The organism is Shewanella glacialipiscicola, from assembly GCF_023283485.1.
In the GTDB taxonomy this organism is placed as follows: domain Bacteria; phylum Pseudomonadota; class Gammaproteobacteria; order Enterobacterales; family Shewanellaceae; genus Shewanella; species Shewanella glacialipiscicola.
Genome location: NZ_JAKILU010000031.1, coordinates 14,148 through 27,343, shown reverse-complemented (window position 1 = coordinate 27,343; position 13,196 = coordinate 14,148). Strand labels below are relative to the sequence as shown.

Here is a 13,196-nt window from a genome sequence, read left to right as displayed (position 1 = left end):
TCAGTAAAGTGGTGGGTCGTGAAGGATTCGAACCTTCGACCAATTGGTTAAAAGCCAACTGCTCTACCGACTGAGCTAACGACCCATCTAGTATTGCGCTGATTTAAACACTTTCAGTAAAGTGGTATGCCGTGAAAGATTAGAACCATTGAACTGATTGGTTAAAAGCTAACTGCTCTAGCGATATAAAAACGACTGAGCTAACGACCAAAAATATTTATTACTAGCCTATGAAAACCATTAACTTATTCTATTAATTAGAATTAAGTGGTGGGTCGTGAAGGATTCGAACCTTCGACCAATTGGTTAAAAGCCAACTGCTCTACCGACTGAGCTAACGACCCATTTACTGGTATTTCACGCCCCGAACGACCTCGCCGCTCTGAGGGCGCCTATAATACCTTTTTCATTTTCTCATGCAAGCGCAAATTCCCAATTTTTTGTCGTTTGCATGAAAAACAGACTAAGAGTATGTTTTTTAGTTAATTAGGCTTTAAGTGCGGCTAACTGTTGCTGTGCAATGCGCGCTGCTGCGCTGTTTGCGTAATCTTTAACAACTTGTTGGTAGTATTGCAGCGCTCCCGCTTTGTCACCTGTTTTCTCTGCAATCATACCGAGTTTCACTAGACTATCACCGCGCTTATTAGAATCACTAAAGCGTGCAACAACAGTATTGAAGGCTTGCTTTGCCTCGGCAAATTCACTTTTATTAAATAAAAGTTGGCCTAACCAATAGTTAGCATTTGCGGCATACACTGAGTCTGGGTACTGCTTGATAAAAGCACGGAAGGCAGGAATAGCTTCGTCATACTTACGCTCTTTTAAGACTAAGTTAACGGCAGCCTCATAGCTGGCGGTTTCACTTAAACTGCTTGCGGCGGCATTGGTCGCTGCAATAGAGGGGGTCGATGTAGCAGCCACAGCGGCTGGCGCAGCAGAAGCTTTAGAGGATGCATTCGCCAGTTCATCATATAACTGACGCTGACGCTGCTGCATCTGCTCAATCTGATAATTTTGTTGTTCCGTTAAACCACGTAAATCTAGGACTTCTTGCTGCAGAGTATCAAGACGACGCTGCATTTCGAGATCACTTTGCTGTCTCGATTTAACAATACGCTCAATACGAGCAAGCCTGTCATCACTTGAACCACCAGCAATATCTTCCACAGGTGCAGGTGCTGCGACTGCAGCACCTGCGCCAAGGAACATTGCCGTAATTAAGACGGCACGTTTCATTGTGTCACTCTCCGAAATTCAATCTTAGTAAACTAAAACTGCACGACGGTTTTTGCCAAAACCTTCATCAGTGCGAGAAAAATCAAGTGGTTTTTCTTCGCCATAGCTGACTACGCTCATTTGGCTTGGCTGTACGCCCATACCTTGTAGGTATTTAGCCACGGCTTTAGCACGACGCTCACCTAGTGCGATGTTGTACTCAGGCGTACCACGCTCGTCTGCATGACCTTCGATCAATACACGTACACTTGGGTGCTCAACTAAGTAAGTACCATGGGCTTCTAATATCGCGGCAAATTCAGTTTGAACTTCACTACGGTCAAAATCGAAGTAGATGATTTGTTGTTTTCTCAAATCATCTAACTGTTGACGTTGTTGTTCTTCAGCTGACAACATACCGCCCACACCACCCGTTTGAATGCCACCATTCAGTTCACTACCAGAACCGTTTGTTGAGCCCATTGCATCAGTTTCTGATTCTGAAGTTGAGCTACATGCACTAATAGCCATAATTGGAAGTGCTACCAACATAGCTTTTAACAACTTGTTCAGATCCATTACGTATTCCTTATCAAATTAAATGTGATTAAATCAGGGTATAACATTAGAGAAACGGTGACCAAGAAGGTGATTTCACCTCACCTTGACCCACCGGTAATCTGGCCTTAAAGCGTCCATCCGTAGAAACTGCTGCTAATACTTGCTTACCTTGGTGCGTGGTGCCATAGATCACCATAGTACCGTTAGGAGCCACACTTGGAGATTCATCCAAACGTGTTGATGTTAGCACTTGCATAAACCGCGTATTAAGATCCATACGCGCAATATTAAATTTACCATTGGTACGATTAACAAAAATCATACTACGCCCATCAGGTGCAATTGATCCACCTAGATTCCATTCACCTTCAAAGGTTTCACGGTTCACTTTACCTGAGTTCAACTCTACGCGATAAATTTGTGGTCGACCACCGCGCTCAGAGGTGAAAATCAATGACTTTCCATCAGGATACCATGACGGCTCAGTATCGATAGCATAGTGATTTGTAATACGTTTAATCGCTTTAGTCGCGATATCGATAACGTAAATCTCAGGTTGACCGTCTTTAGACAAGGTCACTGCTAATGATTTGCCATCGGGCGAAAACGCCGGCGCACCGTTAATACCAGGGAAAGAGCTCACCTTAGTACGTACTTGGGTATACAAGTCTTGGACGAATATTTCAGCTTTCTTATTTTCAAAGCTGACATAAGCTAAACGACGACCATCAGGTGACCAAGTTGGTGACATTAATGGCTCTGGCGAGCGCAATAACATTTGCTCATTTACGCCATCATAGTCTGCCACCATCAATTGATATGGTGCTTTTTGAGTGTGATTAACAACTACATAAGAAATGCGTGTTAAGAATGCACCACGAATACCGGTTAATTTTTCATAGACGATATCGCTAATTCTGTGTCCATACTGGCGAAATTGCGCCGCTGAAATCACAGTTTGACGACTATCCATTAAAAATTCTGTTGGGCTTACAGCGCCTTTCAATGCTTGGTTTTGTGCTTTAACCAAATCGATTAAATCAAAATTCACCAAATATTGATCCGGACCATAAGGCTTAACTGTTCCTAGCACTAACGCCTCTGCACCTACACTCGTCCAAGCGTTGGCTTGAAACTGCGCTAGAGCGCCAATATTACGCTGCGGTAAACCCAGCTCATCTAAGGGTTTAAAAGTTCCGCTACGTATTAGGTCCGACATCACCACATCCGCAATCGCTTGTGGCGCCGCGCCGGGACCTTGCCAAACAAAAGGCATGACAGCAATCGGACGCGCTGCGTCAACCCCTTCGGTGATCACTATATCCAATGCCGCTTTCGCGGGGGTGGTGCACAGCAGAATTGCCAGTGCTAACCATTTTGCCAAAATTTTCATGAGACTCCTTTAATTAAAACGTTGGTTCAACGATTAAGTTAATTTCTTTCATCAAGTTATAAACTGCAGGATCCGGAGACACTGGCAATTTACCCGCTTTCAAAATAGCCGCCTTTGCTGCACGACAAACATTAGGATCGCCGCCTTGAGTTTGACTGCTGATCACAAAACCATCGCTGGCCAAACGTACAGAGACAGTACAGGTTTTACCACGCATTGATTCATCGACCACCAAATTACGTTGGATGGTTGATTTTATCATTGCTTGATATTTACCCATTTCACTCTGCACTTGCTTACTCATAGTTTGCGACAATGCCGTTTGCTCCGCCGCTAAAGCATCAGCCATTTCCTGCTCTTGCTGGGCGCGAGCCTTAGCTTCTGCATCTGCTTTTTGTTTACGAGCGGCTTCGGCTTTTTGTTTGCGTTCGGCTTCGTCCTTTAACTTGTTCGCAGCGTCTTCCTTTTGCTTACGCTCAGCTTCCGCTTTTTTCTTACGTTCGGCATCTTCTTTCAGCTTACGGTCTGTTTCAGCCTTGGCTGCAACAGCTTCAGCTTTGGCTGCCGCAGCTTCCTCTACTTTACGTTTTTCTACCGCTTTTTGCGCCGCCTCTTCAGAGACCTTACGCTCCTGTTCTTTCAGCTTACGTTCAGTTTCAGCTTGAACCGCCTTAGCCTTTTCCTGCTGCTGTTTTACCTGCGCAAGTTTGGTGGCTTCATTGGCTTTTTGGGTTTCAACTTCTTGCTGCTTACGTTCTTGCTCTAACTGTTTAATTTGCGCTTGTTCACGTTCGCGAGCTTTAGTCGCTTCTTGAGCTTTGCGCTCAAGTTCGGCTTGGCGTTCTTGCTCACGACGCTCTGTATCACGCTTTTCTTGCTTCAGTTTTTCAACTTGATTAGCCACTTTTTGCTGATCAACCATAACGGCTTTAACCGCTGGCGCACTCACTTGTTGCATAGGCTCAGGTTTATGAGAAAAATCTACCCCTAATGCCAGAATAATTATCACGCCAATATGAATACCCGCTGAAATTGACAGAGGTAATGTTACATCAGACTTATCTGCCACCTATTTCTCCTTGGGTGAGTCCGTCATCAAACCGACTGATGGCACGCCAGCACCTTGCAAGGTCACCATCAACTGAATCACTTTATCGTAAGGAATATTTCTATCGGCCTTAACCACCACTGGACGCTCAGGTTCTGTCACCATAACTGCAGCGACTTCTGTCGCGAGTGCTTCCAACTCCATAGGAACATTGGTCGAACCACCTTTATTGAGATAATAATCACCATCACCGTCAATAGAGGCGACGACTGGTGGCTTACTGTCAGAAGGTAACACCTCGGCAGCCCCTTGAGGCAATTCCACTTTTACCCCTTGGGTCACTATGGGTGCTGTTACCATAAAAATAATTAACAGCACGAGCATGACGTCGATATAGGGCACCACGTTGATTTCAGCAACGGGGCGACGACGTTTGCGCTGATAAGCTGGTTGCATTATGCCCCTTCCTTCTCACTGTATGCTTGGCGATGCAAAATGCTGGAAAATTCTTCCATAAAGTTTGCGTAGGCCATTTCTAATTTATCAACTTGAGTCGAGAAACGGTTATAGGCAATAACCGCAGGGATCGCTGCGAATAAACCCATAGCAGTAGCAATCAGAGCCTCAGCAATACCGGGAGCTACCATCGCTAAGGTGGCGTTTTCCATCGAGCCAATGGCGATAAAAGAGTTCATAATTCCCCATACCGTACCAAATAAACCGATATAAGGGCTAGTTGAACCTATCGTCGCTAATGACGGTAAATTAGCTTCTAACTTTTCCATTTCGCGAGAAAGTGTCACACGCATAGCCCGTGACGTACCATCCATCACAGCATCAGGCACTTTACTATTTAACTTATTTAGGCGTGAATATTCCTTAAAGCCTGTCACAAATAATGACTCTAAACCGCTATTATCTGGGCGTGATAATAATTCTTTGTACAGGCGATTTAAATCAACGCCTGACCAAAATTTATCTTCAAATTTGGTCGATTTACTTTTTGCGGCTGACAGCAAGCTACGGCGTTGTATAATCACCGTCCAAGACATCACCGATAAACAAAGTAAAATAAACATCACAAATTTTACTAATAAACTAGCTTGTAAAAATAACCCAACAATCGACATATCAGCTTGCACTGTCAAACTCCTGCACAATATTTAAGGGAATCGCTCGGGGACGCATACGTGACAACGCAACACAAACTACCAGCACTGTGCCTTCACAATAACAGTCTCCTTGCTTATCGACCAAGCGTTGATGAAAAATCAACGAGGCCTTTTTCAACTCTATGACCTTAGTTTCTACAATAAGGTTCTGTTCAAAACGTGCCGCTTTGCGAAAATCTAATTCCGCATGCTTTACCACAAAGGCGGTATCGTCAGCTAATAGCGCAGTCTGACTCACGCCAAGAGCTTTTAGCCACTCGGTTCGCGCTCGCTCAAAAAAGTTGAGATAGTTTGAATGATAGACAACGCCGCCAGCGTCGGTGTCTTCGTAATAGACTGAAATAGGCCAATGAAACGTCATTTGAAAATAAGCAAGTTTTAGTTGAAAAATTGACGCTTACTATACCTAGGGAAACAAGACTTGTGAATCACCCGATGAAGATATAGATAGGAATAGCAGGGGTTTCAGCTGAATGAGTGTAATTGTAAAAGACAATGGGGCCAAAGGGCCCCATTTCATTAACATAGTTGGTTACTTTACGATAGATAGTTTGCTACTTTGCAATGGTTTGCGGCAAAGTCAGCCCAAAACTCTGCCACAAGAAACTGTAAATATCGGCAAATTCATCGATCTTCATCGCCGTAGGTTTGCCCGCTCCGTGCCCAGCATTTGACTCGATACGCATAATCACAGGTTCAGGGCCCAACTGCTTATCCTGCAACATAGCAGCGAACTTGAAGCTATGTAATGGCACCACGCGGTCGTCATGATCGGCCGTCATCACCATAGTCGCAGGATAAGCTTGAGCCTTCACATTGTGATAAGGCGAATAAGCTAATAACGCAGGGAATTGCTCTGCTTTATCAGCACTGCCATATTCACTCGTCCATGCCCAACCAATAGTGAACTTATGGAAACGCAGCATATCCAGCACTCCTACTGCAGGTAATACTGCGGCAAAGAGTTCTGGACGTTGAGTCAACGCCGCGCCCATAAGCAAGCCACCGTTACTACGGCCATAGGCACCTAATTTAGTGCTGTTAGTGTATTTCTCACTCACTAGATATTCAGCAGCGGCAAAATAGTCATCAAACACATTTTGCTTTTTATCGAACATCCCCGCTTGATGCCAGCTTTCACCGTACTCGGCACCACCACGCAGGCTCGGCACAGCATAAATACCACCCATATCTAACCAAGCAATATTGGCAGGGCTAAAACGTGGCGTCATCGAAATCGCAAAACCACCATAGGCATACAATAGCGTTGGGTTTTGACCATTTTTCACTAAGCCTTTTTTATAGGACAACATCATAGGCACACGCGTACCATCTTTGCTGTTATAAAAGACTTGCTCAGAGACATAGTCATCGGGATTAAACGACACTTTAGGTTTAGCAATCACACTTGATTGAGCGGTTTTAAAATCAAATTTATAGGTAGTTTCTGGCTGAATATAGCTATTAAACACGTAATAGAAATAGTCTTTGCTTGCCTTACCAAAAGGTCCCGTCACATTACCTTGACCGGGCAGCGTCACATCTTGGCGCTTTTGTCCGCCCATACTGTAAATCGACAATTGACCTAATACATCGTGTAAATAACTCACCACTAAATGATCATTAATAATAGCGACACTATTAATCGGATCCTTAGACTCCGGAATAATGGTTAGCCATTGGGATTTATCACTATTGCGGGTATCAATCCCAATAATTTTACCATTAGGCGCATCTAAGTCGGTTTTAAAATAAAACACTGAGCCATCATTGCCAAGAAACTCATATTCAGCTTCTAAACTAAGGATCAACTCCACTACTTGCGATTTAGGCTCAAATAACGATTTATAGAAAAAACGATTACGTTTATCCGTGCCTTGTGAAATCGACAGTAATAGATATTCGCCTTTATCGGAAACATCAATACCAAAGCCCCAGTCTTTATTCTGCGGGCGCTCATAAATCAATAAATCTTGGCGCTGGTCGGTGCCTAATTTATGGTAATACACTTTTTGGTTGAAATTGACATCGGCCAACACGTCTCCACCTGCGGGCGCATCATAACGAGCATAAAACACGCCTTGGTTTTCTTTATCCCAAACAGCACTCGAAAATTTAATCCATTTCAATTCATCGGCAAGTTTCTTACCGGTTGCGATATCAACAAACTGCCATTGCTGCCAATCTGAGCCCGAATTTGACACGCCATAGGCTAAAATTTTACCGTCATTACTGACTGCCACGCCAGATAAAGCAACAGTGCCGTTTGCAGACAGCTTATTTGGATCGAGAACCGGTTTTTCAACGCCATCTAAGCCTTTGACATATAAAACAGATTGCGCTTGTAGCCCATCATTACGATAGTAAAATTGATTATCACCGTTCTCAAACGGGGCAGAGACTTTTTCATAATTCCACAATTCGGTGATGCGTTTGACCACAGCTTGTTTATTGGGGATTTGAGCTAAATAGGCTTGGCCGAAGTCTTGCTGTTCTTTCACCCAATCTTCAGTTTCAGGCGTATTGGCTTCTAAGTGACGGTAAGGGTCCGCTACAGCCACACCATGAATGGTTTCGACGGGATCATCTTTTTCAGTAGCAGGGTAAACCAATTTATTTGCACTGGCCTGATCAACCGAACTTTGTTCAGGTCCATTGCCACTTTGGCAGGCACCGAGCGCGATCCCCAACGTGGCAACTAACAAACCTTGCTTTGCAAGGCGAAATCTTAATGCCATCTTATTATTGTCCTTCTTGTGGTTTTGAGCTTAAAGCCCTTTCAACAAGTACTATACAAGCAAAAAAGCTCATGGCAATGCCATAACTTAAGATGAAGCATCTAGGGCTATCTAGTAGATTTAACAAAATAGCATCAAGCATAAGCTTATTGAAGTGTATTATTATGCAGAAATAATGAGTTATAAGTTATTAATCAACACAAATAGTGACTTAAGTGACATAGGTCACCTTTCTATTCATTAGAAACACTAATGCTTATGAGCAATTTTTCTCGTTTGTTTTATAGTGAAACTCACCATAAAATATCCATGTTTTCAGTAGGTAACTGCTTGCAGATATCGAAAACCAAGAACTTTTTAAACTGAGGTATTCCCAACGTTTCAGTTTTATCCCTGGTTCTTATGCTTGACTTCCTTCCTTCAATTTGTTGATTGTAAATGCATTATTTTTGCAGCCTGCTTATTTTAAGTGGGCTTTTTTTTGTGCATTTTTTAGTAATTTATCGTTTACTAATACAATCTAGCTCAATCGTTCATCCGCACTCGTCTGACTAACTCTTTCAGCGAGCTTTTAAGGCCAATTATATTGACTCTCGTCATAATGAATAAATGTCATTAATCTTATCAATATTGGCCATCGCTATAGTAACTTAATTGCTATGGTCGCTTTAATTACGACAGCCATGATTGATGGTATTTAGAAATAACAAAGCCAAGTCAGAAACTTGGCTTTGTATTAATATTTAAAACTCAACTGTTTAAACTACCCAATTAAGCCTGTGCGCCGATTACAGTGGCTTACTGATCCGTACTACAACACGGCGGTTACGTGCTCTCTCGTCCGTCTCATCATTAGAGGCTACATGACGACGCTCACCATGCCCCACTGTAACAATACGGTCCTGAGGGATGCCACTGGAAACAAAAAAATCTTTTACTGATTCGGCACGTTCGTCCGATACCTTTTGGTTTACAGAGCGGCCGCCATAACTGTCGGTATATGCATCAACTAACACTAACTCCACAAGAGGATCATAGGCTAAGTATTCTTGGACTCGCGACAGTTGTTGCTGTGAAAAGTGGGTTAAATCAGTACCGCCCTCATTATAATTTAATACAGTAAAAGCAATGTCATCAAAGCTGTAGGGCAATAAGTGCGCGAGACAAGCTTTAAACTCTGTGTATTTGCGGCCAAAGTTAGCTGAAGATAAACCCACTGCAATTTTATTCGACTCATTGTACCAATCAGCATAGTAAAATGTCGGTTCCATACCACGACTTAACTCCGCCAACATGGACCACGCCGCACGCTTAGGCACCTCACCATTAAAATACTTTTGATAATGCAGCGAAGTTATCTCTTTCGTTACCACTCCAGGACGCCATTTAGGTGCCTTACTCATTAGCTTAGCTTGAGTCACTTGGTCCGGTTTTACCCACATATCTAAGGTAAAATTCATATTTTGTTGTTTACCCGCCTCACTGGTAAAAATGGCTTTACCGTAAGAGGGAATATCGTGTTCTAAGCGGCATACGATGGGAGAATTCTCACTCATTCGCCATTGGGAATCGCTTAAGGTGGCCACATAATGGCGCAACTCTGCCATTGCAGTTGCTGGAACGCATAAAATTGATACTAAGATCAGTTTTCGCCACATAGCCTTTACTCTTAATTAATCGGGTACATGGCTTTATCGGCAAACTATTTAGTTCCTTTAGCCTATAAAACCATCAATCAAGCATGACACACCCGAACACATTTAGCATAATAGCGCCCTGTGAATTTTCTTGAGTACTTTATGAGTGACATTTGCGACGCGAACAAATTGAAATACCGATTTCGAGGCTACTTTCCTGTAGTCATTGATGTCGAAACTGCGGGCTTCAACTCTCAAACCGATGCGTTGCTAGAAATTGCCGTCACCCTATTAAAAATGGACAATAAGGGCGTGATAGGAATCGATAAAACCCTACACTTCCACATTGAGCCCTTTGAAGGCGCAAATTTAGAACCCGCAGCCCTAGCATTTAATGGAATAGATCCAACCAATCCGTTACGGGGAGCGGTGAGCGAGAAAGAAGCCTTTTTAGAAATTTTCAAAGCAGTGAAAAAAGCCCAAAAGGACTCTGACTGTCATCGCAGCATAATTGTGGCGCACAACGCCGCCTTCGATCATGCTTTTGTCAGTAAAGCGATTGAACGTTGTGATTTAAAACGTTCGCCGTTCCATCCTTTTGCGACTTTCGATACTGCCACATTAGCAGGGCTTGCCATCGGTCATACCGTGCTGGCTAAAGCCTGTATCATGGCAGGTATCCCCTTTGATAATAATGAGGCCCATTCTGCCTTATACGATACTGAACGCACTGCAGAGCTATTTTGCCTTATTGTTAACCGCTGGAAAACATTAGGTGGTTGGCCATTACTCGCCGCTGATGCGCAGGATATTAAAGATAAGATTGAAGATAAAACTGAGGAATAAACTGAGCCATTGATGCTCATGTTTAAGCAAGCAATAACCAATAAAAAAGCTGCCGTTAAGCAGCTTTTTTATTTAACACGCAACACTGATTAAAACATGTTAATTACAGTGAGCTTGCATTTTCAGAAAGGTAAGCAGCAACACCTTCAGTGCTTGCATTCATACCTTTGTCGCCTTTTTCCCAGCCAGCAGGACATACATCGCCGTGCTCTTCGTGGAATTGTAATGCATCGATCATACGCAGCATTTCGTCAACGTTACGGCCTAATGGCAGATCGTTAACCACTTGATGACGAACCATGCCTTCTTTGTCGATTAAGAATGAACCACGGAAAGCCACGCCTGCTTCTGGATGCTCAACATCGTATGCTTTACAGATTTCGTGCTTAACGTCAGCGACTAAAGTGTACTTAACTTGGCCAATACCACCTTTATCAACTGGGGTGTTACGCCATGCATTGTGAGTAAACTGAGAATCAATTGAAACACCAATCACTTCTACGCCACGCTTAGTGAACTCTTCCATACGGTGATCAAATGCGATCAACTCTGATGGACAAACGAAAGTGAAGTCAAGTGGATAGAAGAATACGACTGCTGGTTTACCTTTAATGGCTGCCGTTAAGTTGAAGCTATCAACAATTTCGCCAGAACCTAATACAGCTGCAGCAGTAAAATCAGGAGCCTGACGGCCTACTAATACGCTCATTTTATATCTCCATCTATGAGTTGAACTAAGTGTAAAGCAAGATCCCTTATGACCAGAATATCCCCCCCAACCTAAGCTGAGTTAAATCTTTACTGATGAAAAGGTGTTCTTACCAATCAAATCTTTAGGCATTATAAGTCGTGTGCTGTGCCTTACAACCTATTTAAGACCAATATCACATTTTTCAAGGGCATTTCCATTTTTCCTGCCTAAGGATAGAGCAATTTATAGTTCTTGTATGTGCCACATTCTACATTTGCCTAACACACAACAGCTTGTCTGTTCACATTTTCAGATATTTTTCAGATAAGACGTTAGCAAACTGGACAACGACTGCATTTGCAGTCGAAAATAGCCCTTTGGCTTAAGAATTAAGAAATTTGATTATGAATGCAGTCGTTATTGCAGTGTGCTTAATGTTAGCACTCAGTTTAGCTAGGGTGAATGTCGTTATCGCCCTTACCGTGAGCGCTCTCGTGGCGGGACTTGTGGGCGGGATGGATCTACACCAAACCATTAATGCCTTTAATACTGGCTTAGGTGGCGGCGCACAAATAGCCTTAAGCTATGCGTTATTAGGCGCTTTTGCTGTCGCACTATCGCATTCAGGCTTAACGACGCTGATCTCTAGAAGTATCATTAATAGTCTTGGACAAGATCCTAATCCGACCAACACTAACTGGGTACGCTGGTTACTGTTGTTATCGCTACTCGTCATGTCGATGGCCTCGCAGAATATTTTACCTATCCATATCGCTTTTATCCCGATTTTAGTGCCGCCACTATTGCACGTGATAACCAAACTCAACATCGACCGTCGTATTGTTGCCTGTGTGCTGACCTTCGGTTTAGTCACAACCTATATGATTTTACCGATTGGATTTGGTGGCATTTTCTTAAATGATATTCTGCTATCAAACTTGACCAGTAATGGTTTAGCCGCGGTGCGCGAGCAAATCCCATCAGCCATGTTAATTCCTGCCGCGGGCATGGTGGTTGGTTTACTCACAGCTGTGTTCATCAGTTACCGTAAGCCTCGTATCTATGACGAGACAAAAGTACTGGTAGCTGAGCCAGAAGAATCCCTCAACAAACGTAATATCACCATTGCGGCAGTAGCGATATTAGCCACTCTCATTGTACAACTTGAAACCGACTCAATGATTTTTGGCGCCTTAGTTGGTTTTATGATCTTTAGTTTTTCGGGCGCATTAAAACATGTCGCCGACCAAGATATTTTTAACCAAGGCGTGCGCATGATGGCCAACATTGGTTTTATCATGATTTCAGCCGCAGGTTTTGCCGCCGTAGTAAAAGAAACCGGTGAAGTAGGTACACTTGTGGCCTCACTGAGCGATATTATCGGTGATAATAAAGCCCTTGCCGCCTTTTTGATGTTACTGGTTGGTCTATTGATCACTATGGGCATCGGTTCGTCTTTTTCCACCATCCCAATTATTGCGACGATTTATGTCCCACTGGCGTTGAGTTTTGGTTTTTCAGTCGCCGCAACAATAGCATTAGTTGGCACCGCAGCAGCGCTCGGTGATGCTGGCTCGCCTGCATCCGACTCCACCTTAGGCCCAACGGCTGGACTCAACGCCGATGGTCAACATGATCACATTCGTGACAGTGTGATCCCGACGTTTATTCACTACAATATTCCCCTATTAGTGTTTGGCTGGATTGCGGCTATGGTGTTGTAACCCTGTACTGTAACCATTAATGCCTAAGCGCATAAAACAAAAAGGCCGAGTCGCATTGCGATTCGGCCTTTTTTATCAAGTACCTTAAACATTAACAAATAATATTAGTCGCTGCTGGAGCGCTAACGTAACCTAGATAGAGGACAAAACAACCTCTAGAGCCGCAGAACT

The 13,196-nt window shown here is 43.4% G+C and carries 12 protein-coding genes and 2 tRNA genes; 2 read left to right on the top strand and 12 right to left on the bottom strand.

Annotated elements, in window-relative coordinates:
- Nucleotides 1-9: 9 nt before the first annotated feature.
- From L2717_RS16645 to motY, 11 genes are all read right to left on the bottom strand, one after another.
- Nucleotides 10-85, bottom strand: a tRNA-Lys gene (locus L2717_RS16645).
- A 183-nt stretch (nt 86-268) separates the two neighbouring features.
- Nucleotides 269-344: transfer RNA gene (locus tag L2717_RS16640), tRNA-Lys, on the bottom strand.
- Between the two features lie 142 nt (nt 345-486).
- Nucleotides 487-1,236, bottom strand: coding sequence for a tol-pal system protein YbgF (gene ybgF / locus L2717_RS16635; protein ID WP_220774924.1), 750 nt, complete (start codon nt 1,234-1,236; stop codon nt 487-489).
- Between the two features lie 24 nt (nt 1,237-1,260).
- Complete coding sequence (pal, locus tag L2717_RS16630) at nt 1,261-1,794, bottom strand: peptidoglycan-associated lipoprotein Pal (RefSeq protein ID WP_220774925.1); 534 nt, start codon at nt 1,792-1,794, stop codon at nt 1,261-1,263.
- Nucleotides 1,795-1,840: 46 nt separating this feature from the next.
- A complete protein-coding gene (gene tolB, locus L2717_RS16625) occupies nt 1,841-3,169 on the bottom strand; it encodes a Tol-Pal system beta propeller repeat protein TolB (RefSeq protein WP_220774926.1) in 1,329 nt (442 codons plus the stop codon).
- 13 nt (nt 3,170-3,182) lie between these two features.
- Nucleotides 3,183-4,238: a cell envelope integrity protein TolA gene (tolA, locus tag L2717_RS16620; RefSeq protein ID WP_220774927.1), complete on the bottom strand. Its 1,056-nt coding sequence runs from the start codon at nt 4,236-4,238 to the stop codon at nt 3,183-3,185.
- Entirely contained in the window at nt 4,239-4,673 is a 435-nt protein-coding gene (gene tolR, locus L2717_RS16615) for a protein TolR (protein ID WP_220774928.1), read from the bottom strand.
- Nucleotides 4,673-5,359, bottom strand: a complete 687-nt coding sequence (gene tolQ, locus L2717_RS16610) for a protein TolQ (protein WP_248938114.1) — start codon at nt 5,357-5,359, stop codon at nt 4,673-4,675. The genes tolR and tolQ overlap by 1 nt, the downstream gene beginning before the upstream one ends.
- Nucleotides 5,349-5,750 (bottom strand): tol-pal system-associated acyl-CoA thioesterase, encoded by a 402-nt coding sequence (ybgC, locus tag L2717_RS16605; RefSeq protein WP_220775058.1) that lies wholly within the window; start codon nt 5,748-5,750, stop codon nt 5,349-5,351. Before ybgC ends, tolQ begins: the two co-directional genes overlap by 11 nt.
- Before the next feature lie 193 nt (nt 5,751-5,943).
- On the bottom strand, nt 5,944-8,127 hold the full coding sequence (locus L2717_RS16600) for a prolyl oligopeptidase family serine peptidase (protein ID WP_220775057.1): 2,184 nt from the start codon (nt 8,125-8,127) through the stop codon (nt 5,944-5,946).
- A 788-nt stretch (nt 8,128-8,915) separates the two neighbouring features.
- Entirely contained in the window at nt 8,916-9,785 is an 870-nt protein-coding gene (motY, locus tag L2717_RS16595; RefSeq protein ID WP_248938113.1) for a flagellar protein MotY, read from the bottom strand.
- A gap of 141 nt (nt 9,786-9,926) precedes the next feature.
- On the opposite strand from motY, the gene rnt reads away from it, so the two are divergent.
- Nucleotides 9,927-10,610: a ribonuclease T gene (rnt, locus tag L2717_RS16590; RefSeq protein ID WP_220773947.1), complete on the top strand. Its 684-nt coding sequence runs from the start codon at nt 9,927-9,929 to the stop codon at nt 10,608-10,610.
- A 103-nt stretch (nt 10,611-10,713) separates the two neighbouring features.
- On the opposite strand, the gene L2717_RS16585 is transcribed toward rnt, so the two are convergent.
- Nucleotides 10,714-11,319 carry a peroxiredoxin C gene (locus L2717_RS16585; protein WP_076498416.1) on the bottom strand — a complete coding sequence of 202 codons (606 nt, stop codon included), beginning with the start codon at nt 11,317-11,319 and terminating at the stop codon, nt 10,714-10,716.
- Between the two features lie 386 nt (nt 11,320-11,705).
- Between L2717_RS16585 and L2717_RS16580 the strand changes: the two genes are divergently transcribed.
- A complete protein-coding gene (locus tag L2717_RS16580; RefSeq protein ID WP_220773946.1) occupies nt 11,706-13,025 on the top strand; it encodes a Na+/H+ antiporter family protein in 1,320 nt (439 codons plus the stop codon).
- The last annotated feature ends 171 nt before the right edge of the window (nt 13,026-13,196 follow it).

Excerpts from the sequence above, each read along its gene's own strand:
- tolR (WP_220774928.1), bottom strand. The coding sequence starts at position 4,673 with ATGCAACCAGCTTATCAGCGCAAACGTCGTCGCCCCGTTGCTGAAATC.
- pal (WP_220774925.1), bottom strand. The coding sequence starts at position 1,794 with ATGGATCTGAACAAGTTGTTAAAAGCTATGTTGGTAGCACTTCCAATT.
- ybgC (WP_220775058.1), bottom strand. The coding sequence starts at position 5,750 with ATGACGTTTCATTGGCCTATTTCAGTCTATTACGAAGACACCGACGCT.
- rnt (WP_220773947.1), top strand. The coding sequence starts at position 9,927 with ATGAGTGACATTTGCGACGCGAACAAATTGAAATACCGATTTCGAGGC.
- motY (WP_248938113.1), bottom strand. The coding sequence starts at position 9,785 with ATGTGGCGAAAACTGATCTTAGTATCAATTTTATGCGTTCCAGCAACT.
- ybgF (WP_220774924.1), bottom strand. The coding sequence starts at position 1,236 with ATGAAACGTGCCGTCTTAATTACGGCAATGTTCCTTGGCGCAGGTGCT.
- L2717_RS16600 (WP_220775057.1), bottom strand. The coding sequence starts at position 8,127 with ATGGCATTAAGATTTCGCCTTGCAAAGCAAGGTTTGTTAGTTGCCACG.
- L2717_RS16585 (WP_076498416.1), bottom strand. The coding sequence starts at position 11,319 with ATGAGCGTATTAGTAGGCCGTCAGGCTCCTGATTTTACTGCTGCAGCT.
- tolB (WP_220774926.1), bottom strand. The coding sequence starts at position 3,169 with ATGAAAATTTTGGCAAAATGGTTAGCACTGGCAATTCTGCTGTGCACC.
- L2717_RS16580 (WP_220773946.1), top strand. The coding sequence starts at position 11,706 with ATGAATGCAGTCGTTATTGCAGTGTGCTTAATGTTAGCACTCAGTTTA.